This is a genomic window from Pseudomonas fildesensis (genome assembly GCF_001050345.1).
GTDB classification, from domain to species: Bacteria; Pseudomonadota; Gammaproteobacteria; order Pseudomonadales; family Pseudomonadaceae; genus Aquipseudomonas; species Aquipseudomonas fildesensis.
In genome coordinates, this window is the sequence record NZ_LFMW01000018.1 from 99,638 (window position 1) to 123,293 (window position 23,656).

The following is a 23,656-nucleotide window of genomic DNA, read 5'->3' on the forward strand; positions in this document are numbered from 1 at the left end:
GGATAGCCGCCCATGTTAACTGAGGCGGGGCCATTTGCCAGTCGCCGCCCTTGCATTTACTTCACACAAGCATGGCATTTTCCGACAGGCACGCGAATTGATACGGGGGCTGGCCGCAAGCGGGTCGCCCCGTATAATGCCGCCATCGCCACTGGTATGGATTAACGGATTGCATATGACTGAACAGCGCCCTATTGCGGTCCTGGGAGGCGGAAGTTTTGGTACCGCCGTGGCTAACCTGCTGGCCGAGAACGGCCATCAGGTGCGTCAGTGGATGCGCGATCCCGAACAGGCCGAGGCCATTCGCGTCCACCGGGAAAACCCCCGTTACCTTAAAGGCATCAAGATTCATCTGGCGGTCGAGCCCGTCACCGACCTGCTGGCGACCCTGGATGCCTGCGACCTGTGCTTTGTCGCTCTGCCTTCCAGTGCCTTGCGCTCGGTGTTGGCCCCCCATGCCGAACGCTTGGCGGGCAAGATGCTGGTCAGCCTGACCAAGGGCATCGAGGCGCAGACGTTCAAGCTGATGAGCGAAATCCTCGAAGAAATCGCCCCACAGGCGCGCATCGGCGTGTTGTCCGGGCCGAACCTTGCGCGCGAAGTCGCCGAACACGCGCTGACTGCCACAGTGGTGGCCAGTGAAGATGAGGCCTTGTGCGAGCGCGTCCAGGCGGTGCTGCATGGCCGTACCTTCCGCGTGTATGCCAGCAGCGACCGCTTCGGCGTCGAGCTGGGCGGTGCGCTGAAAAACGTCTATGCCATCATCGCCGGCATGGCGGTGGCCCTGGGCATGGGCGAAAACACCAAGAGCATGCTGATCACCCGCGCCTTGGCGGAAATGACCCGCTTTGCGGTGAACCAGGGCGCCAACCCGATGACTTTCCTGGGCCTGGCCGGTGTGGGCGATTTGATCGTCACCTGCTCGTCGCCGAAAAGCCGCAACTATCAGGTGGGTTTCGCCCTGGGACAGGGCTTGAGCCTGGAGGATGCGGTGACGCGCCTGGGTGAAGTGGCCGAAGGGGTCAACACGCTCAAGGTGCTCAAGGCCAAGGCTCAGGAAACCGGCGTGTATATGCCGCTGGTCGCCGGCTTGCACGCGATCCTGTTTGAAGGGCGCACCTTGAACCAGGTCATCGAGCTGCTGATGCGCGCCGAACCGAAAACCGATGTCGACTTTATTTCCACCAGTGGTTTCAACTGAGGAACGCGCCATGAACGATCCGAAAGCAGCCCCCAAGTACGAGTCCATCGGCCTGCGTATCCTGTGGATGCTGGTATTTGCCCTGGTATGGCAGGTGGCGCAGTTCCTGCTCGGTGCGCTGGTGGTGGTGCAACTGATTTACCGCCTGATCTACGGCGCGCCGAACCTGGGCCTGATGAACTTCGGTGATAGCCTCAGCCAGTTCCTCGCGCAGATCGGCCGCTTCGGCAGCTTCAACAGTGACCAGAAACCCTGGCCGTTCGCCGACTGGCCGACCCCGCGCGCGCCCGAAGGCGAAGCCGCCCACAGCGTGCCGCCGGCGCCGCACCCGGTGCGTGATGAAGAGCCGAAGCTGTGAAGGTTTGGGTCTTGCGCCACGGTGAGGCCGAAGGCCATGCGCGCACCGACGCCGAACGTAACCTCACCAAGCACGGTCGCGAGGAGGTATTGCGCAGCGCCGCGCACCTGATCGGCCAGCCCATCAGCGCGATCATCGCCAGCCCCTATGTGCGGGCGCAGCAAACCGCGCAGCTGGTGCGTGATGCATTGGGTTTTGGGCCGCAAATCCACACGGTGCCCTGGCTGACGCCGGAGAGTAATCCGCTGCAGGTGCTGGACAAACTCGACACCGATGACAATGTGCTGCTGGTCAGCCATCAGCCGTTGGTGGGCAGTCTGATCAGTTTTATGCAGCATGGCCATCAGCGTCAGCCGCAGCCCATGTACACCGCCAGCCTGGCGGAGCTGGAGGGTGACTTCCCATTGGCGGGGCTGATGAGCCTGGTCAGCGTGAAAAATCCGTAGGCTATATCGCTTCTTTGTGTGTGATATATAGTCAACCAAGCAAGTGCTTGGTTGGCTATCATCGGATCACAAAGGAGCGCGTCTCATGTCTGTCGCTTTTCGTTTGCCGTTGCAGGTCTTCTTCGAACGTGAAGCGCGGCACCCGCGCAAACCCTTTCTGGTACAGCCCATCGGCGGTGGCGAGGTGCAGACGCTCACGTGGGGCGACGTCGGCCATCAGGCCCGTTGCGCCGCCCACTGGCTGCGGGCGCGGGAGTTGCCGCAGGGGTCGCACATTGGCCTGATCTCGAAAAATTGTGCCCACTGGATCATTGCCGACCTGGCGATCTGGATGGCCGGGCATGTCTCGGTGCCGCTGTATCCCAATCTCACCGCCGATTCTGTTGCTCATGTGCTGACCCACTCCGAGGCGGCGCTGGTGCTGATCGGCAAACTCGACGACTGGCCTGCCATGGCTCCGGGCGTTCCGGCGGGTGTGCTGACCATCAGCCTGCCGCTGTGCCCGGCCGGCGAATTCGATTTCAGCTGGGCCGACCTGCAAGCCAGTTCGCCGATCCAGGACGACCCCGCACCCTCGGCCGCAGGCCTCGCCACCATCATCTACACCTCCGGCACCACCGGCCTGCCCAAAGGCGTGATGCATAGCTTCGGCGCCCTGGGCTTTGCGGCCACACGCGGTACCGAACTGTTTGGCCTGGGAGAGGGCGACCGGCTGCTGTCGTACCTGCCGCTGTGCCATGTGGCGGAGCGCATGTTTGTGGAAATGGCGTCGATTTATACCGGGCAAACCGTATATTTCGCTGAGAGCCTGGATACTTTTCTGACGGATTTGCGTCGGGCGCGGCCGACGGCGCTGTTCGGCGTGCCGCGCATCTGGACCAAATTCCAGATGGGCGTCTATAGCAAGATCCCGGAAAAACGCCTGGAGAGGCTGTTGCGCTTGCCCTTTATCGGCAAGCGTGTAGGGCATAAAGTCCTCGCGGGCCTGGGGCTGGACGCGGTGCGCATTGCATTGTCGGGCGCAGCGCCGGTGCCCGAAGCCTTGCTGCGCTGGTATCGGCGCCTGGGCCTGGATGTGCTGGAGGTGTATGGCATGACCGAAAGCTGCGGCTACTCCCATGTATGTCGCCCAGGCCAGCAGACCATCGGCTGGATCGGCCTGCCGTGCCCCGGTGTTGAAGTGCGCATAGATGACCCCTCGGGCGAAGTGCAGGTGCGCAGCGGTGCGACCATGCTGGGCTACTTCAAGGACCCGCAAAAAACTGCCGAAACCCTCACCGCAGACGGCTTCCTGCGCACCGGCGACAAGGGCGAGCAGGATGCCGTAGGACGCCTGCGTCTGACCGGACGCCTCAAGGAAATCTTCAAGACCAGCAAGGGCAAATACGTAGCGCCGGCGCCGATTGAAAACCGCCTGGCTGAACATGCACACATCGAACAGGTGTGCGTGGTCGGCGACGGCCTCACGGCGCCCATCGGCTTGTGCGTGCTGTCGGCGATGGGCCATGACCGGCAAGCGCTGCGCAGCAGCCTTGAGCGCTGGTTGGAGCAGGTCAACCAGGCGCTGGATAAACATGAGCGCTTGCGTCAATTAGTGGTGGTGAAAGACAGTTGGGCGGTGGAAAACGGCTTCCTGACGCCGACATTGAAGATCAAGCGCAACGTGATTGAGTCGACGTATGGCCCACAGATTCAAGGCTGGAGTGAGCGCACCGAAGCCGTTCTGTGGCAGGATTAGGGCCATCATAAAACCAAGAAGGACAACGGTATGAGCTTGTGGCGCACCCAACCGAATATCGAGCAGCTCAATGCGATTCAGAAAAACACCATCGGTGAGTTGCTGGATATCCGTTTCGAAAGCTTCGACGACGAATCCCTGACCGCCAGCATGGTGGTCGACCACCGCACCCACCAGCCCTACGGCCTGCTGCACGGTGGCGCGTCGGTGGTGCTGGCCGAAAGCCTCGGTTCCATGGCCGCCTACCTGTGCATCGATGCCAGCAAGTTTTATTGCGTGGGTCTTGAGGTCAATGCCAACCACCTGCGCGGTGTGCGTAGCGGGCGGGTGACGGCGGTGGCCAAGGCGATTCATATCGGCCGCACCACCCAAGTGTGGGACATTCGCCTGACCAATGATGATGGCAAGGCCAGCTGCGTGTCGCGCCTGACCATGGCCGTGGTGCCCCTGGGCGAAAACCCGCCGGCGCGATAGGCGTGGCGTGAGTGTCATCATTCCTGGCGGTTACGGTCATTGCTGTCACGGCCAGGCATGGTGACAATCAACCTCTGTTTTTGTTGATGGATCTGCTATGTCGCAGCACGTGTTTTTTGCCCACGCCAATGGCTTTCCTTCGGCCACCTACGGCAAGCTGTTCGCCGCGCTGGCCCCGGAGTACGTAGTGGCGCACCTGCCACAGCACGGCCACGACCCCAGGTTTCCGGTGGACGATAACTGGCAGAACCTGGTGGACGAGCTGATCCATCATCTGCAGTTGCAGCCCGAGCCCGTCTGGGGCGTGGGCCATTCCCTGGGCGGCGTGTTGCATCTGCACGCGGCCATGCGTTGCCCGCAGCTGTATCGCGGCGTGGTGATGCTCGACTCGCCGGTGCTGACCCGTGCGGACCGCTGGGTGATCCGTGCCGCCAAGCGCTTGGGCTTTATCGACCGCCTCACACCGGCCGGGCGTACCCTGGGCCGTCGTGAAGAATTCAGTGACTTGGACGCTGCCCGCAGCTACTTCGCCGGCAAGGCCCTGTTTCGCGGCTTCGACCCGGAATGCTTCGACGCGTACCTGCAACATGGCCTGTACCCGGTCGGCGATCGCCTGCGTCTGCGCTTCGACCCGGCCACCGAGATCAGTATCTACCGAGGCGTGCCCCACACCAGCCCCGGCCAGGTACGCCAGTTGAAGGTACCGCTGGCGGTGGTGCGCGGCCGTCAGAGCCGGGTGGTGATGCGTCACCACGCCAGCGGCGTCGACCGCCTGCCGATGGGCGAAATGCTCACCATGCCCGGCGGCCATATGTTCCCCCTGGAGCGCCCACAGGACACCGCGACCTTGATCAAAAACCTGTTCTCCCGCTGGGAAGCCCGTGAGCGCAGTTGCGCATGAGTACGTCCGTCGAAGAGGTTCGCCTGAGCCTGCCGCACATCGAGTTGGCGGCGCATCTGTTTGGCCCCGAGGATGGCTTGCCGGTAATCGCCCTGCACGGCTGGCTCGATAACGCCAACAGCTTTGCGCGCCTGGCGCCGAAGCTGCAGGGGTTGCGCATCGTGGCCCTGGACATGGCCGGCCATGGGCATTCGGCGCATCGTCCTGCGGGCGCGGGTTATGCCTTGTGGGATTACGTCCACGATGTGCTGCAAGTAGCCGAGCAACTGGGCTGGAAACGTTTTGCATTACTTGGTCATTCCCTCGGCGCCGTCGTTTCCCTGGTGTTGGCCGGTGCCCTGCCGGGCCGGGTGACACACCTGGGGTTGATCGACGGCGTGGTCCCGCCAACCGCCAGTGGCGAGAACGCCGCCGAACGGCTGGGCATGGCGTTGCAGGCGCAATTGGACCTGCAGGGCAAACGCAAACCCGTCTACAGCACCTTCGATCGCGCGGTTGAAGCACGGATGAAAGGGCTGGTGGCCGTCAGCCGCGAAGCCGCCGAACTGCTGGCCCAGCGCGGTTTGATGCCGGTGCCGGGCGGTTACACCTGGCGCAGCGACAGCCGCCTGACCCTGGCCTCGCCGGTACGTCTGACCGATGAACAGGCGATGGCTTTCGTGCGGCGAGTCGGTTGCCCTACGCAGTTGGTCGTTGCGGCAGAGGGCATGCTGGCGAAACATTCCGAATTGCTTTCTCAGCTACCCTTCACGGTGACGACGCTGCCGGGCGGCCATCATTTACACCTGAATGACGAGCCCGGCGCGGTCCTTGTTGCAGACTGTTTCAATCGGTTCTTCCACGCGCCTTGACTTGGCGCGGGCAACTGCCGAGGCTGGGCGGATTGAAAGGGAGTCAACCATGTACGATCTCAACACCCGTCTTGAAACTGCTGCGACCTCCGATGGCCAGGGCTCACCGATCCGATGAGCCTGCGTAAAGGATGTATCCGTGCCTTCGGGCTGTGCTGTTTCAGCCCCTTGGTGTTCGCGGCCGATGTGCCGGGAAGCCAGGATTTACCTGCCGTATCCCGCCAGGTTGACGCGCAAATCGTCGATTACCGCCCCGCTGAAGAAAAGGAACGCATCTACCCCATGGGCGCGATCCGCAAGATCAGCGGCCAGCTGCGTTACGAAGGCCAGGCCACCGCCCGTGGGCAAACCACGGCGATTACCTATGAACTGCCCGCCGAACACACCTCCAGTGCTGCGTTTACCGACACCCGTGAAGCGTTGCAGGCGAAGGGCGCGCAACTGTTGTTCTGGTGCCAGGCTCGCGATTGCGGTGAAAGCAGCCTGTGGGCCAATGAGGTGTTCGGCAACGCCAAGCTGGTGGGCGCCGATGGCCAGCAGGAATACCTGCTCTTGCGTCTGGCGGCGCCGCAGGACAATTCCCTGGTGGCGCTGTACGGCATCACCCGTGGCAACCGCCGCGCCTATCTGCATGTAGAGCAACTCGACGCCAGCGCGCCCCTGGGGGATCTGTTGCCCACCTCGGCGACCCTGCTGCGTGAGTTGAAAAGCACCGGCGAGCTGGATTTTCCAGCGCTCGGCGCCGAGCCTGATGCCACCTGGCTGACCCTGATTTCCCGTGGGTTGAACCTCGACGCCACCCTGCGCGTCAGTTTGACCGGCCCCACTGCCGAAGTTTGGCGCCAGGGCCTTATCGATAGCGGTGTGCGCGCTGCGCGCATGGAAACCGGCACCAGTGAAACCAAAGGCCTGCACCTGCATCTGATACGCTGACCGACACAAGGCGAACGGACCCGTGCCGTTCGCCTAAGCTTTCTACCTAAAGCCTTTTCCAGAGATACCTCCATGCTCAATAACGATCGCCTTCTGGTGCAAATCCTGCTGCTGGTGCTGTTCGGTGCCAGCTTCTGGGTGATGGCGCCGTTCTGGTCGGCGCTGTTCTGGGGCGCGGTGCTGGCGTTTGCCAGTTGGCCGCTGATGGTGCTGCTGACCCGCTGGCTCGGTGGCCGTGAGTCCCTGGCCGCCGGCATCCTGACCCTGGGCTGGATGCTATTGGTGGCGGTGCCCCTGGTGTGGCTGGGGTTCAACCTGGCGGACCATGTGCGCGACGCCGTGGCGCTGATCAAGGACATTCAGGTCGATGGCCTGCCCGAGGCGCCGACCTGGCTCGGTTCGATCCCGTTTATTGGTGAACGACTGATCTCCACATGGGACAGCATCGACCAGCAGGGCGCGGCGCTGATGGTCAGCATCAAGCCGTACCTGGGGCAGGTTGGCAATTGGCTGCTGGCGCGCAGTGCGCAGATTGGTGGGGGCATCCTTGAACTGACTCTGAGCCTGGTGTTTGTGTTCTTTTTCTACCGTGACGGGCCGCGCCTCGCAATGTTTGTGCACCGTCTGCTGGAGCGCTTGATTGGCGATCGCGCCGGTTACTACATCGAACTGGTGGCCGGTACCGTGCAACGGGTGGTCAATGGCGTGATTGGCACCGCCGCTGCCCAGGCGGTGCTGGCACTGATCGGCTTCCTGATCGCCGGTGTGCCGGGCGCGCTGGTGCTGGGGGTTGTCACGTTCCTGCTCAGCCTGATCCCCATGGGGCCGCCGCTGGTGTGGATCCCCGCCACTGCCTGGCTGGCGTGGAAGGGCGACTACACCTACGCGGTGTTCCTCGGCGTTTGGGGCACGTTCATCATCAGTGGCGTGGACAACGTGCTCAAGCCGTACCTGATCAGCCGTGGCGGCAATCTGCCGCTGGTGATCGTGCTGCTCGGGGTGTTCGGCGGGCTGATCGCCTTTGGTTTCATCGGCCTGTTTATCGGCCCCACCTTGCTGGCAGTGGCGTACAGCCTGCTGATGGACTGGAGCGCGACCCAGGCTCAAGGGCGGCGAGAAGACAAACCGCTGTAACCTGAACCTGTAAGAGCCGGCAAGCCGGCTCCTACAGTAAGCGGGGTTGGTTTTTCAGGCGCGGGGGAGCCACATTACCGCGGTCAGGCCGCCGCCTGGGGTTTCTTCCAGGTTCAGGCGGCCGCCGAGGCGTTCCACGGCATCCTTGGAAATCGTCATACCCAGGCCGACGCCGCCGGAGTTGCGGTTACGCGAGCCTTCCAGCCGATAAAACGGCTCGAACACCGCTTCGCGCTTGTCCGCCGCAATGCCCGGCCCGTGGTCGATCACGCGGATGACCAACGCTTCGCGGCTGTCCGTCAGTTCGATGCGCGCTGTACCGGCATAACGCAAGGCGTTGTCGATCAGGTTGTTCAGGCACGAGCGCAGGGCCATCGGCTGCACCTGCAAAGGCACGCAAGTCCCCGCGAATTGCACATCGGCGCCCTGGTCCTGGGCGTTTTCGCTCATGGACTCCACCAGCGCCTGCACATCCAGCCAGTGCCGGGTTTCGCTGGTGCGCTGTTCATGCAGGTAGCTCAGGGTGGCATCGAGCATGCCGATCATGTCGTTCAGGTCCTGGCGCATCTGCCCTTGCAGCTTGGTGTCTTCGATCTGTTCCAGGCGCAGTTTGAGGCGCGACAGCGGGGTGCGCAGGTCGTGGGAAACCGCGCCGAGCATGCGCGCACGCTGGCTGACCTGCTCGCGAATGCGCTTTTGCATCAGGTTGAACGTCGAGGCTGCCTGCCGCGATTCCCGAGGCCCGGATTCGTTGAGCGGCGGGCTGTCGAGGTCGAGGCTCAAACGTTCGGCCGCTTCGCTCAGGCGCTGGATCGGCCGGCTCAGCAGTTTGGCGCCGTACCAGGCGGCGATGATCAGCGAGAAAAATTGAAACGTCAGCGGCACAACCGGGCCGCCAAACCAGGAACGGTGATGCCTGGGCAAGGGCTTCATCGTGCCGTCTGGCTGTTCGATGAAGGTTTCCTGGGGCGGCGGCGGTGGCGGGCCGTAATGGTGAAACCAGAAGAACGCCAGCGCATGAGCCAGCACAATTGCCACCAGCAATACGCCGAACAGCCGTCCAAACAGCGTATTGAAGGCGTTGCGCATCAGCCGATATCCCGGGCGTCGAACAGGTAGCCTTCGCCGCGCACGGTCTTGATCAACTGTGGGGCTTTTGGATCATCCCCGAGCTTCTGGCGCAGGCGCGACACCAGCAAGTCGATGCTGCGATCAAAGGCTTCAATGGACCGGCCCCGCGCCGCATCCAGCAATTGTTCACGGCTGAGTACCCGGCGCGGGCGTTCGATAAACACCCACAACAGGCGGAACTCGGCGTTGGACAGCGGCACCACCAGTCCATCGTCGGCCACCAGCTGGCGCAATACGCTGTTCAGGCGCCAGTTATCAAAGCGGATATTGGCGCGCTGCTCGGTGCGATCATCGCGCACGCGGCGCAGGATGGTCTGGATGCGCGCCACCAGCTCACGGGGCTCGAATGGCTTGGACATGTAGTCGTCGGCGCCCAGCTCCAGGCCTATGATGCGGTCGGTGGGTTCGCAGCGGGCGGTGAGCATCAGGATCGGAATGTCCGATTCGGCGCGCAGCCAGCGGCACAGCGACAGGCCGTCTTCGCCCGGCAGCATCAGGTCGAGCACTACGACATCAAAGGTTTCGGCTTGCATGGCCAGGCGCATTGCGGCGCCATCGGTCACGCCGCTGGCGAGAATATTGAAGCGCGCCAGGTAATCGATCAGCAGTTCGCGGATCGGTACATCGTCGTCGACAATCAGTGCGCGAGTGTTCCAGCGCTTGTCATCGGCGATCACCGCGGCTTTTGGCTCATCGTTCACAGGGACGGAAGGGGTTTGCATAGTGCGATCATCTGCCTGGTGGTAGCGGTCAGCATAGGCGCCCAGCCCCATGGCTGGAAGTGCTGGACGGTGGTTCTTGCGGGCGAGCCTAGCCGTGGGGCGTGTTGAGGGCATGTCGTGAATGTATCGGTCTTGAAATAATTGCCCGAAATGCCCGCGCGAGGGCACTTGGTCAGTATTTACCGATCATCGGATCCCGCAACGGCGTCGCTTGCGCTACAATCCGCGCCGATTTCGACTTGCCTGAGAGCCCATTCCAATGTCCGTCTGCCAGACTCCTATCATCGTCGCCCTGGATTACCCCACTCGTGACGCCGCACTGAAGCTGGCTGACCAGTTGGACCCGAAGCTTTGCCGGGTCAAGGTCGGCAAGGAACTGTTCACCAGTTGCGCCGCGGAAATCGTCGGTACCCTGCGTGACAAAGGCTTTGAGGTGTTCCTCGACCTGAAATTCCACGACATCCCAAACACCACCGCGATGGCGGTCAAGGCGGCGGCCGAAATGGGCGTGTGGATGGTCAACGTGCACTGCTCCGGCGGCCTTCGCATGATGACCGCCTGCCGTGAAGTGCTGGAACAGCGCAGCGGCCCGAAACCGTTGCTGATCGGTGTGACCGTGCTGACCAGCATGGAACGCGAAGACCTGGCCGGCATCGGCCTGGATATCGAGCCTCAGGAACAAGTGCTGCGCTTGGCGGCTTTGGCGCAGAAGGCCGGCCTTGATGGGCTGGTCTGCTCGGCACTGGAAGCCCAGGCCCTGAAGAGCGCGCACCCGTCGCTGCAACTGGTGACCCCGGGGATTCGCCCGGCGGGCAGTGCCCAGGATGACCAGCGCCGCATCCTGACCCCACGCCAGGCATTGGACGCGGGCTCCGACTACCTGGTGATCGGTCGCCCGATCAGTCAGGCAGCGGACCCGGCCAAGGCGTTGGCGGCAGTCGTCGCCGAGATCGCCTGATTTAATACATGATCGTTCCCACGTTCCGCGTGGGAATGCCTCTTGTGACGCTCCGCGTCACGTTTCGGAACGCAGAGCGTCCAGGGCAGCATGCCCACGCAGAGCGTGGGAACGATCTTGTCAGCTGACTTTGAGCACCAGCTTGCCAAAGTTCTCCCCGTTGAACAGCTTCATCAACGTCTCCGGGAACGTCTCCAGTCCTTCCACAATATCTTCCTTGCTCTTGAGCTTGCCCTGCGCCATCCAGCCGGCCATTTCCTGCCCGGCGGCGGCGAAATTCGCCGCATGGTCCATCACCACGAAGCCTTCCATACGCGCGCGATTGACCAGCAATGACAAATAGTTGGCCGGACCTTTTACGGCTTCCTTGTTGTTGTACTGGCTGATGGCGCCGCAAATCACCACACGGGCTTTCAACGCCAGCCGACTGAGCACGGCGTCGAGAATATCGCCGCCGACGTTATCGAAATACACGTCTACGCCTTTGGGGCACTCGCGCTTGAGGGCGGCGGGCACGTCTTCGCTTTTGTAATCGATGGCGGCGTCGAACCCCAGTTCATCCACCAGGAACTTGCACTTGTCGGCGCCACCGGCAATGCCCACCACGCGGCAGCCTTTGATCTTGGCGATCTGCCCGGCAATGCTGCCCACCGCACCGGCGGCGCCGGAGATCACCACCGTTTCCCCGGCCTTGGGCGCTCCGGTGTCCAGCAGGGCGAAGTAGGCGGTCATGCCGGTCATGCCCAGCGCTGACAGGTAGCGGGGCAGGGGCGCGAGCTTGGGGTCGACCTTATGGAAGCCACGTGGCTCGCCGAGGAAATAATCCTGCACGCCCAAGGCACCGTTCACGTAGTCCCCGACTGCAAACTTCGGGTTGTTCGAAGCAATCACTTTGCCTACTCCCAACGCACGCATGACTTCGCCGATACCGACGGGGGGAATGTAGGATTTGCCCTCATTCATCCAGCCGCGCATGGCTGGATCGAGGGACAGGTATTCGTTATGCACCAGCACCTGCCCGTCCTGGAGTGTGCCCACCGGCACTTCCTGGTAGGTGAAGGTGTCCCGCGTGGCTGCGCCGACCGGGCGTTTGGCGAGCAGGAACTGGCGGTTGGTCTGGGCGGTCATGGCGAGGACTCTTGAGAAATGAACCCTGAGTGATAGACCCTGAACAGCCTGGAGGCAAGGTCAGCCGAGGGGTGCGAATGCCCGTCGATAGGCTTCAATGATAGTGGCGCCGTATGCCTTATCACCACGATTCATGCACGGCCAACCGGCCTTCTGATAGTGCTGACGCGTTGGCCCCGGCCTTGGCTAGACTCGCCCCACGGCTATTTCTCCCATAGGACATCCTCCATGAGCATGACGTTTTCCGGCCAGGTCGCCCTGGTGACCGGCGCCGCCGCCGGTATTGGCCGCGCCACCGCGCTGGCGTTTGCGGCCGAAGGTCTGAAAGTAGTGGTTGCCGACCTGGATGTGGCGGGCGGCGAGAGCACCGTCGCACTGATCCAGCACGCTGGTGGCGAAGCGCTGTTTGTGCGCTGCAACGTCACGCTTGAAGCGGATGTGCAGCAATTGATGGCGCAGACGGTCGCCGCATACGGCCGCCTGGACTATGCCTTCAACAATGCCGGGATCGAGATCGAAAAAGGCAAGCTGGCCGACGGCAGCCTGGATGAGTTCGACGCCATCATGGGCGTCAACGTCAAGGGTGTGTGGCTGTGCATGAAGTACCAGTTGCCGCTGTTGCTGGCCCAGGGTGGTGGGGCGATCGTCAACACAGCGTCGGTGGCTGGCTTGGGTGCAGCGCCGAAGATGAGTATTTATGCGGCGTCCAAGCATGCGGTGATCGGCCTGACCAAATCGGCGGCCATCGAGTACGCGAAAAAGAAAATTCGTGTCAACGCGGTATGCCCGGCGGTGATCGACACCGACATGTTCCGCCGTGCCTATGAAGCCGACCCGCGCAAAGCTGAATTTGCGGCGGCCATGCACCCGGTTGGGCGTATCGGCAAGGTCGAGGAAATCGCCAGTGCTGTGCTGTACCTGTGCAGCGACGGTGCGACGTTTACCACCGGGCAGGCTTTGGCGGTAGACGGTGGCGCGACCGCAATCTAGGACTCCACGCCGCACTCCATTCGAAAAGGTATGGGGTGCTGTGGGGCGTTTCCATAGCTGGCAAAACGCCGCTGTCGAATGTGTATCATTAGGTAAATAACTCAATAAAATCAATACTTTAGTAAAGGTTGTCGCCGGGCTTAACCGAGCATCTGTGCTTAACTGGTTTGGGTTGAATAACAGACAGTTGAAGTGAGTGGCTCATGGATTTAGGGATTGATCGACAAGCCCTTGTACCGGTGGTGCAGCAAATCGTCAGTGCGGTAGCGGAATGGATTCGCAAGAGCGGGGTGAGTCCCGGCACACGATTACCGTCCGTCCGGCAGTTGGCCCTCGACAACCTGCTTAGCCAGTCCAGTGTGATCGAGGCTTTCGAACGGATGGAGGCCCAGGGCCTGCTGGCGTCGAAACAGGGCTCCGGGTTTGTAGTGGCGCAACCCCCGACCGTTCACGAAGTGCATTGGTATGAAGGCGCGGAACAGGGATGGGGCGTGTTTACCGACAGCTCGTTGGGTGAACTGAAACTGGGGTGCGGCTGGTTGCCGGACGCGTGGCGCGAAAGCGATGACCTCAGTTACGCGATTCGCGAAGTCAGCCGCATCGACATTGGTGGCCTGTTCAACTACAGCACGCCTCTCGGGTTGCCGGCGTTGCGCGAACAATTGCTCAAGCGCCTGACGCAAATTCACGTGGCTACCAGCCTCGACCGCATTCTCACCACCCATGGCGCCAGCCACGCCCAGGACCTGCTGATACGAACGTTACTCAGGGCCGGCGATACGGTGGTGGTCGAGACCCCAGGCTATGGCAATCTCTACCGTCAACTGGCGTTTCACGGTGTCACGCTGCTGGAAGTGCCACGCACCCGTGGCGGCCCGGACATTCCGGCGCTGGAATTGCTGCTGCGCAGCCACCGCCCCAAGTGCCTGTTTATCAACAGCCTGTATCACAACCCGACGGGCACCAGCCTGAGCCGCGCGGTGGCTGAGCGTTTGCTGGAGCTGGCGCGCAGTGAGGACTTCCTGATCATCGAAGAGGATGTCTACGGCGACCTGCAACACGCCAGTTGCACACGGCTGTCGGCGCTGCCCCATGATGGCCGGGTGATCTACGTTGCGAGTTTTTCCAAGACCCTGAGCAGTGCCTTGCGGGTGGGCTACCTCAGCGCCAGCACCGCGATTATTACGCAACTGGTTCATCTCAAGACCCTGACCGGCATCGGCACCTCGCGCTTTGCCGAAGCGGTGGTGGCCACGTTGCTGGCCAATGGCACCTACCGCAAGTGGGTGCAGCGCCTGCGCAAGCGCCTGAGCACGCAAATGGCCGCGACCTTGCAAGTGCTGGAGGATGAGGAGTGGCAAGTGTTTGCCGTGCCCGCCGGCGGCATGTTCCTGTGGGCGCGGCCGGGTGTGGGCGATCGTTCGCGGTTGCAGGCGTGTGCCCGGCGGCTCGGGGTGTTGTTGTCGCCGGGGGCGTTGTTCAGCCCGACGGGTGAACACAGTGAGTGGCTGCGCATCAATGTGGCCTATGCTGACGATCAGCGCGCCCTTGCGTTGTTCCGTGCCATGGGGCCTGCCAGATCGACCTCAACCATTCTGAAAACGACGAGTATGTAGCTTTTTGCCATTATTCCGGCGCCAACGGCTTGTGCGCAATGCCTTGTGGTTGCCAATCTCGCTTCTTGTAACCGGGCTTATGGCATCTGCCATTGCAAGAGGATTCAAGTGCAATGATTTCGGCCGTGCAACGACGCTTCGCCAACCTCGGTATGGCGAAAAAACTGGGCTTGGGTTTTACCCTGGTGCTGCTGCTGACTGCCTTGGTGGCGGCGATTGGCGTGTGGTCGCTGCAAACCGTTGGCCTGCGTTTCGAAGGCCTCAAGAACATGTCTTCGCTCAACAGCGGTTTGCTCAAGGTGCGCCTGATCGAGCAGGACTACGCGCTGCACGCTGATGCCAAGTCCGTTGATGCGCTGCATGAAAGCGTCGACGCACTGGCGGCCCAGGCGGCCGTCCTAAAGGCTCAATCGGCTGCCAACGTGCCGGTGATGACCGAGGTCGAACAAGCCCTGGCCGCTTACCGCAAGGCCTTCGACGAGTTTGTGGAACTGACCCAGACCAAGGATCTGGCGCTGGAAATGGCCAGTTGGTCGGTGTCCAGCGTGGCCAATAACCTCGATGTGCTGCAGGCCGGCCTGGCGGACGATGGGGCCTATGGCCTCAAGGAAAGCCAGGGCAAGGAAGGCGCCGAGTTTATCGAGCAGGCGGGGCAGGTCAGTCAGGTTTCGCGGTTGATGTTGCAGGCCATGAACGAAGCCCGGGTGCGCCTGGATCAGAGCCGCAAGGGCGAAGAGGCCGAGCAAGGCAAGATCGAACAGGCCGACGAGGCCCTGGCCCAGGTCGATCATTTGAAAACCGCAGTCAAAGACCCGGGTTACCAGACCGTGCTGAACGAAGTCTCCGGGCATATCGCCTCGTTCAGCGAAAAACTCGGTGAATACACCGGCCTGCTGGCCCAGGAAAAGGTGGTCTACAAGCAATTGCATGATCGGGCCGACCAGGTGGTTAGCCGGGTCAACCAGGCTTATGACGCCGAAGACCAGTCGATGCAGGCACAGCTGAAGAAAAGCGCGATGCTGATCATCGGCTCGTCTGCCCTGGCGCTGCTGGTGGGGCTGATTGCAGCGTGGGTGATTACCCGGTTGATTGTGGCGCCGCTGCGCAGTGTGATCGCGGTGGCCCAGCAGATTGCCTCTGGTGACCTGAGCGGGCGCATGGAGGTCAACCGCCGGGATGAGATTGGCCAACTGATGCTGGCCATGCAACAGATGGGCAACGGTTTGAGCAGCATGGTCAGCGGGTTGCAGGCGGGTATTGAGCAACTCGCCAGTTCGGCGCACTCGCTGTCCAGCGTCACCGAACAGACCAATGTGGAGGTCAGCAGCCAGAAGGAAGAAACCGAGCAGGTGGCCACGGCGATGAACCAGATGACCGCCACGGTGCATGACGTGGCGCGCAATGCCGAACAGGCTGCGCAAGCCGCGCAGACGGCGGATGAAAAGGTCGACAGCGGCCAGCAGGTGGTACGCCAGAGTTTGCAGCGGATCGAGTTGCTGGCCAGTTCCAGCACCAGTGCCAGCGCCAGCATCGAAAGCCTGAGTGCGGAAATCCAGAACATCGGCACGGTGCTGAGTGTGATCAAAAGCGTGGCTGAACAGACCAACCTGCTCGCCTTGAACGCCGCAATCGAGGCGGCCCGGGCGGGTGAGCAGGGCCGTGGTTTTGCGGTGGTGGCCGACGAGGTGCGGGCGCTGGCCAAGCGCACCCAGCAATCGACCGAGGAAATCGAACGGTTGGTCAGCACCCTGCGCACGGCGGCGCAGTCGTCGGTGCAACAGATTCAGCAGAGTGGCGAGTTGGTGAAACTGGCGGTCAGCGATGCGCTGGAAACCGAAAGCGCCCTGGGCAGTATTGCCGCCGCCGTGTCATTGATCCAGCAGATGAACCAACAGATTGCCGCCGCCGCTGAGGAGCAAAGCTCGGTGGCCGAAGAGATCAATCGCAGTGTCACCAGTATTCGCGCAAGCGCCGATCAATCGGCGCTGAGCATGCAAGGCAATGCCGCGTCGAGCATCCAGCTGGCGCAATTGGGGGCGGAGCTCAAGGGCATGGTGGGGCACTTCCGGCTTTGATCGCCGCGTGTTGGCAGCGATCAAAGGGCAGGGCAGCGATCAGGCGTTGTTGGCGAGGAACGTCAGTAGCGCTTCATTGACGAAGTCCGGGTTCTCCCGGCTGGAGATATGCCCGGCGTCTGGTATCAGGGTCAGGCTGCAGCCAATCAGGTCGGCCATTTCCTGCGACTCGGCGGGTGGGCGGGGCTTGTCCTGATCGCCGCACATCACCAGCGTGGTCTCGGCGCTCAGGCACGGCAGTTGCTCCAGTACGTCCTCACGGCTGAAGATCAGCCGGCCCAGAGGCACGATGCTCTGCAGCAAACGTTCCTTGGAAAAGGCCTGCAGAGACTTTCGAAAGTCCTGATACAGCGCGGATTCTCGGTCGATTCCAGGGCGGAAGAAGATCGGTGCGATCACGTCCAGCAACGGATCTGGGATGGCGCCGGCGTCTTCAATCATCTTGAACAGCGAGAAGTAATACTGGCGCGTGGCCTCGGGCTCTGCGCCGAGGTAGGTGTCCATCAGTACTATGCTGTTGATGCGCTCAGGTGCCAGCAGCGCCAGGCGTGCCCCCCACATGCCGCCGACCGACAGGCCCACCAGGTTGATCTGCGCGATGTCCAGTTGGTCCAGCAGCGCCAGTGCCTGGCGTGCCAGGTCGTCCAGGGAGTGTGTGAGTGCGGGCATTGGGCCCGATTCGCCATGACCCCACAGCTCGGGAACAATCACCCGGTACTGCTGCGACAGTGCTTCGATCTGTGGTGCCCACATGTCGCGGTCCCACAAGTAACTGGAACCCAGCAGGACAACGGGGCCAGAGCCCTGGTCGACATAGTGCAGCGGTTGTCCATCGATGATGGTGACAGGCATAGCAGGCCTCTGGCTTCGCGGAGTGAGGAGCACTTTTTTACGCTAGTCGGGGGCGGCGGGATAGGTGCAAAGTGATGGCATGTGGCGAGCAGGCTCGCCACAGAGGGGGAGGGAATCAGTCGTAGATGACTTTCTTTTTCCACTCGGCGTCGGCGTCGACGACTTTCAGGCCTTCGGTCAGTTCGTTGATTTCGTTTTCGGCCGGCTGGCTGTTGGTCAGCACGGTGGAGTTGGCGCGAGCCAGTTGTGCTTCCAGCAGTTGCAGTTGAGCGCTGTAGAGCACCGGCTCCGGCTGCTTGCGCAGGTATTGCACGCCACGTTCGAACGCCAGGCGCGCCTGGCCAGGCTGGCCCTGCTGCAGGGCGTGCTGGCCGAGGTTGTTGAAGAACTCGATGTGCAGCAGCACCAGGATATGGCGAATTTCCTTGATCCAGTGCTTGGCCTCATTGGTCGGCAGGAAACCGTCCTGGGCGGCGCGGGTGACCTGGCCGTGCAGGGCTTCCAGCAGGAACCGCACGTCCTTGGCCTTGGCTTCGGTCTGGATCGGGGCCGGCGGGTTATTCACCGGAATCGATTCGCCCTGGGCCACCAGTGCATTGAGTTCGGTGATCCGCGCCTTGAGCGCTGCACTGGTCCGGTTGAGGTTCAACAGGCGCTGATTGACGTTGAGCTCCAGGCGGGTCAGTAACAGCTTCAGCGCCGGGGTCATCAATTGGCCGGGGAAGGTCTCGGTGATTTCACCGCAGCGACGCAGCCGATCATTAAGCTCGATCTCGGTGCGCTTCTTTTCCAGCTTGTTGTTTTCCACCACGTGGTTCATGTAGCCAATGGCGATCAGTATTACGATCCCGGCTATTACCAGCAGGGTGATCATGAGTGGTGTCACCGGTGTGACCTCTTTATAGGGTTTGCTGTGGAGTGTAGTGAATGGACCATCCGGCGGATAGGACTGATCGACCAGTTGCCCAGGTAGATTCTTCTATATAGGTAGCGCTTGTAACTAGGGGTGCCCTGCATGGATGCACATTGCCATCATTTGCGTGGGCGAACTATAGCGTCTTGTCGGGCGCCAGAATATAGGCGTCAAGGCCCAGACGGGCAGAATGCCTGTACCGGTCGGTAAACCGGGGCGAAGTCATTGATTTAAATAAATTTATCCTTGGGGGTTGACGACCTTTCAATCCATCCATAGAATGCGCGCCACTTACAGCGTAAAGCACACAGCGAAACGCGGTAGGGAGTGAATGTTGTATGTGTGTCCCCTTCGTCTAGTGGCCTAGGACACCGCCCTTTCACGGCGGTAACAGGGGTTCGAGTCCCCTAGGGGACGCCAATGCGGGAATAGCTCAGTTGGTAGAGCACGACCTTGCCAAGGTCGGGGTCGCGAGTTCGAGTCTCGTTTCCCGCTCCAATTTTTAAGCAGTGTTGCTTTCGGGCGGCACTGAGTGAAACCAGGACCAAGTCTTCGGATGAGGCCTCTGGGCACTGAAATACACACCATGTGTTTCAGTAGCGTGTCCCCTTCGTCTAGTGGCCTAGGACACCGCCCTTTCACGGCGGTAACAGGGGTTCGAGTCCCCTAGGGGACGCCATTTGCGGGAATAGCTCAGTTGGTAGAGCACGACCTTGCCAAGGTCGGGGTCGCGAGTTCGAGTCTCGTTTCCCGCTCCATATTTAACGAAAACGCCGATCAGTGATGATCGGCGTTTTTGTTTGCGCGTGATTTATGCAGGCTGAAAAAAGCCCGCCATCGCGGCGGGCCCATTCGACTATCAGAGCTTCGGCAGCTGCCCGATACGCCCCATCATTTCAGTGACAATCTGCAGATCCAGCAGGAACTGGTCGACAGTCTTGAACTCATTGTCGGTGTGCCCGGTGTATTTCACTTCCGGCCGTGCCAGGCCAAATTGCACGCCGTTCGGCAACTCATGCACAGACGTCGCGCCGGCCGAAGTGCCGAACGTGTGTTCCATGTCCAGGTTTTCGCTGGCCACTGCCAACAAGGCCTTCACCCATTCGCCTTCCGGGTTGCGGAACATCGGTTCGGCCACCGAGTACGTGAAGTTTACGTTGACCTTGGTTTTCGTGTCCCAGGCGCTCAGCTTCTCGGCGATCTCGGCCTTGAGTTTCTCCGGCGACTTGCCCTTCGGCACGCGCAGGTTCACGGCCAGCTTGAAGGCTTTGTCATCCAGGCCGACAAAGGTCAGCGAGGTAGTCAGCGGCCCCATGAACGCATCGGAGAACCCCACACCCAATTTGCCGCCCAGGTAATCCAGGCCCCAGTTGTCGGACGCATAACGCGCGGCGTCGGTGATGTGGTTGTGCTTGAGGGCGATCTTGCCGTCGACGCTGTGGATCAACTCGAGCATGCGTGACACCGGGTTCACCCCCGATTCGGGTTCGGAAGAGTGGGCGGACACACCGGTGACGGTCAGTTTGACGTCCTTGCCATCGACCTTCGCAGTCACCTCGAAATCGCCACCGTGGCTCTTGGCGTATTCAGTGCCGGCCTTTTGCAGGCTGGCGGCCAACTCCGCAGGTGTGTTGCTGACCAGCGTCGCTACCGACGCCGACGGAATCTGGTTGGTGGCCATGCCGCCAGTCATCGAGATGATTTCCGCGCCTTTGCCTTCGCCCTTGCGGCGGGGGAAGGTGGCCATGACGGTGCCGTAGCCTTTTTCGGCGATTACCACCGGGTAGCCGCCATCCAGCGCCAGGTTGTATTGCGGCGTCGGGTTGTGTTCGAAGTAATACGGGATCGCGTCGCCTGAAGTTTCCTCGGTGGTGTCCACCAGCAGCTTGAAATTACGCGCAAGCGGCAGCTTCTCTTCCTTGATTACCTTCATGGCATACATCGCCACGACGATGCCGTTCTTGTCATCTTCGGTGCCGCGGCCGTACATGCGGTCGCCGATCAGCGTGACCTTGAACGGATCGAGCTTGGTGCCGTCCTTCAGCACCCAGTTTTCCGGCGTCACCGGTACCACGTCGGCGTGGGCGTGAATACCGACCACTTCTTCGCCGCTGCCTTCGAGGGATATTTCATACACGCGGTTGTCGACGTTGCGGAAGTTCAGGTTGAAGGCCTTGGCCAGGTCCTGGATCTTCGCGGCAATCTTCACAAATTGCGGATTGTCGTGCTGAGGCACGCCTTCCACGGTGAACGTCGGGATTTCCACCAGCTCGCGCAGCGTTTCGAGGGCGGCCTTGCCGTACTTCACTCGGGTGTAAATACCCAGCAGACGGTGGATTTCGTTTTGCTGGTCGGCAGTCAGAGCTTTGTTATCGAGAAACGCGCTGATGGCCGGGCCGACGTCACTGGTTTTGCCCAGGTCGCCCTTGGCCAGGGTGCCGAGGAAACCACGGAAATCAGTGACCGCCGTTTCGCTGAAACTCTTGAGAATCGCCGTGCTTTGTTGCGGGGTGATATTAGCGAATGCCGGGGTGGCAACGGCCGACAGGCTCGCTGCGAAGAGGGTGGCGACAGCCAGGTGCTTGAGTGGAAAGTGCATTGCTGAAGGCATTCCTTTGCAGGTAGTGAGTAGGACGTTTCTGATCGAACTGTCAGAAACATTTCCACACACTACCATTACTCAGGTGCCACTGGTCAATGCTGGCCAGGGTGGGGCGCAGGGTACTTATCGGTGAGATTCAAGGCTCTAGCGTAGGCCCGTCCCAGCTTGATCGACACCCCACGCGCTACGGCGGTGCGTACGGCGTTGTCGATCAAATGTGGCGAGCGGGCTTGCCCGCGTTGGGCTGCGAAGGGGCTCCGATAAAGCCACCGTGTTCTTCCAGATAGAACGGTGACGTCTGGGTTTGGGGCTGCTTCGCAGCCCGACGCGGGGCAAGCCCGCTCGCCACAGAAAGCCCCGTTGCCACACTAGGCTCGTGGCCAAGGAAGTAGGGCGTTGTGTCAGTTGATTTCGTAGCGCACCGACAGCGTGCCTTTTTTCTCCGACAGCGCCAGGATTTTCACCTGGCCCAGGTCGCTCAGCGCTTGCACATGTGTGCCGCCACAGGCGTATGCGGGTAACTCACCGAAGCCGACTTCGCGGGTGCCATCCTCCAAGGCCATATGCCTTGGGTAGTCAGCGGCGATCCATTGGTTGATCTGCTGTTGGATGGCCTCGGCGTCCATGGCTTGTGCCGCTTCTCCACGGATAAAAGTGATCTTGCCTTCGCCCGGCCAGTGATGGGCCTTGATCGGCATCCATCCCAGGGTTTCGCCGGCATTGCCGATCAGATGCCCGGCCGAATGCAGGCGGGTGTGCAGGGCGCGGCGGTGTGCATCGACCCGCGCCGTGATCGGGCCCGGTTCCACGGGGTGGTCGACGTAGTGCACGACGCGATCGGCTTCCTGGCTGACCCGCAGGACCTGGCTGTCACCCAGCCAGCCGGTATCGAACGGCTGGCCGCCGCCCTGGGGATGGAAAATCGTCGACTGCAGGGTGACCGCAAACTGCGCTTCGTGCGGTGTGCAGCTCAGCACTTCAAGCTCAGCCGTCAGGTGGTCGTGGGTGAAAAACAGGCGCTCGGTCATTATCTACATCCGCATCAAGGTTCTGCGAGCAGTATAAATAGTGCGTAGATGGGTGATAATCCGTTCAATTATCAATGGACCTGTGCGTCATGAGCATCAATCTTCCTATGCCGCTGCTGGGTGAAATGGCGATTTTCGTCAAAGTGGTGGAGAGCGGCAGCTTCTCCGAAGCCGCACGGCAACTCAGCGTGTCGCCCTCGGCGGTGAGCCGCAGTGTCTCGCGCCTCGAACAGGCCCTTGCCACCCGTTTGCTGCAACGCACCACACGTAAGTTGCGCCTGAGCGAGGGCGGCGAAGAGGTGTTCAAACGTTGCCAGGAGATGGTCTGCGCGGCGCGCTCGGTGATGGAAATCAGCGGCCAGTTCACCCACGAAGCCGAGGGCCTTGTGCGAGTCAGCGTGCCCAAGGCGGTGGGACGGTTTGTGGTGCATCCGCATATGCCTGAGTTCCTGCGGCGCTATCCCAAGGTGGATGTGCAATTGATCCTTGAGGACCGCCATGTGGACCTGATCGATGACAACGTCGACCTGAGCATCCGCATCACCGACAGCCCGCCGCCTGGCTTGGTCGGCCGGCAATTGCTGCCCATCGAACACCTGCTGTGCGCGACACCGCAATACCTGGCCGAGCATGGCACGCCAAGCCACCCCCATGATTTGCTGGAGCACAGCTGCATCTATCTCGGCGAAACCCCAGGGGATTCACGCTGGAAGTTTCGTCAGGGCGGCAAGGCGGTGACGGTCGGCGTGCGCGGTCGTTATGCGGCGAACCACACCGGGGTGCGGCTGGATGCGGTGCTGCAGCATGTGGGGATTGGCAGCTTGCCGTACTTTACGGCGCGACATGCCTTGGAGGAGGGGCGGTTGGTGCAGGTATTGCCAGCGTGGGATTTTATTGCGTCCTACCACGGCGAGGCGTGGTTGCTGCATTCGCCCACGCGGTACCTGCCGCCGAAGTTGCGGGTGTTTATTGATTATCTGGTGGAGTGCATGGTCAAGGAGCCGACATTGCGCCGGCGGTAGGAGTGCGGTCCAAATGTGGGAGGGGGCTTGCTCCCGATGGCACTGTTCAGTCAACTGATGTGTTGCTGACCCACCGCTATCGGGAGCAAGCCCCCTCCCACATTGAGTTCTGCAGTGTTCTGAAGATCAGTGCTTGCTCTGGTCAACCGGCATAGCCAGCAGCTGCTTTTCCTGGTTCCAGTCGAAGGGTTCGTCGTTCTGTTCAGCTTCAAAGCGACGTTCTTCCAGGGCCTGGTACAGGTCCAGTTCGTCGTCGGGCATGAAGTGCAGGCAATCGCCGCCAAAGAACCACAGCAGGTCGCGCGGTACCAGATGGGCAATCTGTGGGTAGCGCAGGATGACCTGGCTCATCAGGTCCTGGCCCAGGTACTGGCTTTCGATCGGATCGATCGGCAACAGGGCGCGCAATTCGTCAAAACGCTCCATGAACAGAACGTGGCTTTCCTCGGGCACCTGTTCGGCTTCGCCGACGGCAACCAGGATGCTGCGCAGGTGGTCGAGCAAGACGAGATGATCGGCAACGACGTTGGACACGAGATAAGTCCTCTAAAGCAAAAACGGGCGCGAGAGTATATAACCCTCG

22 protein-coding genes, 4 tRNA genes and 1 pseudogene are annotated in these 23,656 nt (G+C 61.4%); 19 read left to right on the forward strand and 8 right to left on the reverse strand.

Annotation, left to right across the window (positions count from 1 at the left end; translation table 11 throughout):
• Positions 1 to 175 precede the first annotated feature (175 nt).
• From ACR52_RS23475 to ACR52_RS23515, 9 genes are all read left to right on the forward strand, one after another.
• Positions 176 to 1,201, forward strand: coding sequence for an NAD(P)H-dependent glycerol-3-phosphate dehydrogenase (locus tag ACR52_RS23475; RefSeq protein WP_048730025.1), 1,026 nt, complete (start codon positions 176 to 178; stop codon positions 1,199 to 1,201).
• Between the two features lie 10 nt (positions 1,202 to 1,211).
• Positions 1,212 to 1,559, forward strand: coding sequence for a DUF4389 domain-containing protein (locus ACR52_RS23480; protein WP_048730027.1), 348 nt, complete (start codon positions 1,212 to 1,214; stop codon positions 1,557 to 1,559).
• The gene (gene sixA / locus ACR52_RS23485) at positions 1,556 to 2,005 is read left to right on the forward strand and encodes a phosphohistidine phosphatase SixA (RefSeq protein ID WP_048730030.1); all 450 of its coding nucleotides are present in this window, start codon (positions 1,556 to 1,558) and stop codon (positions 2,003 to 2,005) included. Before ACR52_RS23480 ends, sixA begins: the two co-directional genes overlap by 4 nt.
• An 85-nt stretch (positions 2,006 to 2,090) precedes the next feature.
• Positions 2,091 to 3,743: an AMP-binding protein gene (locus tag ACR52_RS23490; protein ID WP_048730032.1), complete on the forward strand. Its 1,653-nt coding sequence runs from the start codon at positions 2,091 to 2,093 to the stop codon at positions 3,741 to 3,743.
• A gap of 30 nt (positions 3,744 to 3,773) precedes the next feature.
• A complete protein-coding gene (locus ACR52_RS23495; protein ID WP_048730034.1) occupies positions 3,774 to 4,217 on the forward strand; it encodes a hotdog fold thioesterase in 444 nt (147 codons plus the stop codon).
• A gap of 97 nt (positions 4,218 to 4,314) precedes the next feature.
• Positions 4,315 to 5,118, forward strand: coding sequence for an alpha/beta fold hydrolase (locus ACR52_RS23500; protein WP_048730037.1), 804 nt, complete (start codon positions 4,315 to 4,317; stop codon positions 5,116 to 5,118).
• Positions 5,115 to 5,969, forward strand: a complete 855-nt coding sequence (locus ACR52_RS23505; protein WP_048730039.1) for an alpha/beta hydrolase — start codon at positions 5,115 to 5,117, stop codon at positions 5,967 to 5,969. Before ACR52_RS23500 ends, ACR52_RS23505 begins: the two co-directional genes overlap by 4 nt.
• Positions 5,970 to 6,083: 114 nt before the next feature.
• The gene (locus ACR52_RS23510) at positions 6,084 to 6,902 is read left to right on the forward strand and encodes a DUF4892 domain-containing protein (RefSeq protein ID WP_048730040.1); all 819 of its coding nucleotides are present in this window, start codon (positions 6,084 to 6,086) and stop codon (positions 6,900 to 6,902) included.
• 72 nt (positions 6,903 to 6,974) lie between these two features.
• On the forward strand, positions 6,975 to 8,036 hold the full coding sequence (locus ACR52_RS23515) for an AI-2E family transporter (protein WP_048730042.1): 1,062 nt from the start codon (positions 6,975 to 6,977) through the stop codon (positions 8,034 to 8,036).
• 54 nt (positions 8,037 to 8,090) lie between these two features.
• Here ACR52_RS23515 and ACR52_RS23520 read toward each other — a convergent pair whose 3' ends face one another.
• Together ACR52_RS23520 and ACR52_RS23525 are read right to left on the reverse strand one after the other, a co-directional pair.
• Positions 8,091 to 9,125 carry a sensor histidine kinase gene (locus tag ACR52_RS23520; protein WP_048730043.1) on the reverse strand — a complete coding sequence of 345 codons (1,035 nt, stop codon included), beginning with the start codon at positions 9,123 to 9,125 and terminating at the stop codon, positions 8,091 to 8,093.
• Positions 9,125 to 9,889: a response regulator gene (locus ACR52_RS23525; protein WP_048730165.1), complete on the reverse strand. Its 765-nt coding sequence runs from the start codon at positions 9,887 to 9,889 to the stop codon at positions 9,125 to 9,127. Before ACR52_RS23525 ends, ACR52_RS23520 begins: the two co-directional genes overlap by 1 nt.
• 259 nt (positions 9,890 to 10,148) lie before the next feature.
• Between ACR52_RS23525 and pyrF the strand changes: the two genes are divergently transcribed.
• Positions 10,149 to 10,847: an orotidine-5'-phosphate decarboxylase gene (gene pyrF / locus ACR52_RS23530; RefSeq protein WP_048730044.1), complete on the forward strand. Its 699-nt coding sequence runs from the start codon at positions 10,149 to 10,151 to the stop codon at positions 10,845 to 10,847.
• Between the two features lie 120 nt (positions 10,848 to 10,967).
• On the opposite strand, the gene ACR52_RS23535 is transcribed toward pyrF, so the two are convergent.
• The gene (locus tag ACR52_RS23535) at positions 10,968 to 11,975 is read right to left on the reverse strand and encodes an NADP-dependent oxidoreductase (protein ID WP_048730046.1); all 1,008 of its coding nucleotides are present in this window, start codon (positions 11,973 to 11,975) and stop codon (positions 10,968 to 10,970) included.
• A 228-nt stretch (positions 11,976 to 12,203) separates the two neighbouring features.
• On the opposite strand from ACR52_RS23535, the gene ACR52_RS23540 reads away from it, so the two are divergent.
• From ACR52_RS23540 to ACR52_RS31875, 4 genes and pseudogenes are all read left to right on the forward strand, one after another.
• A complete protein-coding gene (locus ACR52_RS23540; protein ID WP_048730048.1) occupies positions 12,204 to 12,965 on the forward strand; it encodes an SDR family oxidoreductase in 762 nt (253 codons plus the stop codon).
• Between the two features lie 203 nt (positions 12,966 to 13,168).
• Complete coding sequence (locus tag ACR52_RS23545; RefSeq protein WP_048730051.1) at positions 13,169 to 14,581, forward strand: aminotransferase-like domain-containing protein; 1,413 nt, start codon at positions 13,169 to 13,171, stop codon at positions 14,579 to 14,581.
• Between the two features lie 1,016 nt (positions 14,582 to 15,597).
• Positions 15,598 to 15,795: pseudogene (locus ACR52_RS31870) on the forward strand (HAMP domain-containing protein); the annotation flags it as partial.
• Between the two features lie 18 nt (positions 15,796 to 15,813).
• Positions 15,814 to 16,656, forward strand: a complete 843-nt coding sequence (locus tag ACR52_RS31875; RefSeq protein ID WP_408003349.1) for a methyl-accepting chemotaxis protein — start codon at positions 15,814 to 15,816, stop codon at positions 16,654 to 16,656.
• A 39-nt stretch (positions 16,657 to 16,695) separates the two neighbouring features.
• On the opposite strand, the gene ACR52_RS23555 is transcribed toward ACR52_RS31875, so the two are convergent.
• Both ACR52_RS23555 and ACR52_RS23560 read right to left on the reverse strand, forming a co-directional pair.
• Entirely contained in the window at positions 16,696 to 17,508 is an 813-nt protein-coding gene (locus ACR52_RS23555) for an alpha/beta fold hydrolase (RefSeq protein WP_048730056.1), read from the reverse strand.
• A gap of 115 nt (positions 17,509 to 17,623) precedes the next feature.
• On the reverse strand, positions 17,624 to 18,394 hold the full coding sequence (locus ACR52_RS23560) for a hypothetical protein (protein WP_048730058.1): 771 nt from the start codon (positions 18,392 to 18,394) through the stop codon (positions 17,624 to 17,626).
• 371 nt (positions 18,395 to 18,765) lie between these two features.
• Here ACR52_RS23560 and ACR52_RS23565 point away from each other — a divergent pair.
• The 4 genes from ACR52_RS23565 (at position 18,766) to ACR52_RS23580 (ending at position 19,179) form a co-directional block, all read left to right on the forward strand.
• Positions 18,766 to 18,841: transfer RNA gene (locus ACR52_RS23565), tRNA-Glu, on the forward strand.
• Between the two features lie 2 nt (positions 18,842 to 18,843).
• A tRNA-Gly gene (locus ACR52_RS23570) sits at positions 18,844 to 18,919 on the forward strand.
• A gap of 105 nt (positions 18,920 to 19,024) precedes the next feature.
• Positions 19,025 to 19,100, forward strand: a tRNA-Glu gene (locus ACR52_RS23575).
• Between the two features lie 3 nt (positions 19,101 to 19,103).
• A tRNA-Gly gene (locus ACR52_RS23580) sits at positions 19,104 to 19,179 on the forward strand.
• Positions 19,180 to 19,280: 101 nt separating this feature from the next.
• Here the strand turns inward: ACR52_RS23580 and ACR52_RS23585 are convergent.
• Together ACR52_RS23585 and ACR52_RS23590 are read right to left on the reverse strand one after the other, a co-directional pair.
• Positions 19,281 to 21,020, reverse strand: coding sequence for a dipeptidase (locus tag ACR52_RS23585; protein ID WP_048730059.1), 1,740 nt, complete (start codon positions 21,018 to 21,020; stop codon positions 19,281 to 19,283).
• Positions 21,021 to 21,424: 404 nt separating this feature from the next.
• Complete coding sequence (locus ACR52_RS23590) at positions 21,425 to 22,051, reverse strand: serine-tRNA(Ala) deacylase AlaX (RefSeq protein WP_048730061.1); 627 nt, start codon at positions 22,049 to 22,051, stop codon at positions 21,425 to 21,427.
• 89 nt (positions 22,052 to 22,140) lie between these two features.
• Between ACR52_RS23590 and ACR52_RS23595 the strand changes: the two genes are divergently transcribed.
• Complete coding sequence (locus ACR52_RS23595; protein WP_048730063.1) at positions 22,141 to 23,073, forward strand: LysR family transcriptional regulator; 933 nt, start codon at positions 22,141 to 22,143, stop codon at positions 23,071 to 23,073.
• Positions 23,074 to 23,199: 126 nt separating this feature from the next.
• Here the strand turns inward: ACR52_RS23595 and ACR52_RS23600 are convergent, their stop codons facing one another.
• A complete protein-coding gene (locus ACR52_RS23600; protein WP_048730065.1) occupies positions 23,200 to 23,607 on the reverse strand; it encodes a PA2817 family protein in 408 nt (135 codons plus the stop codon).
• Positions 23,608 to 23,656: the final 49 nt, after the last annotated feature.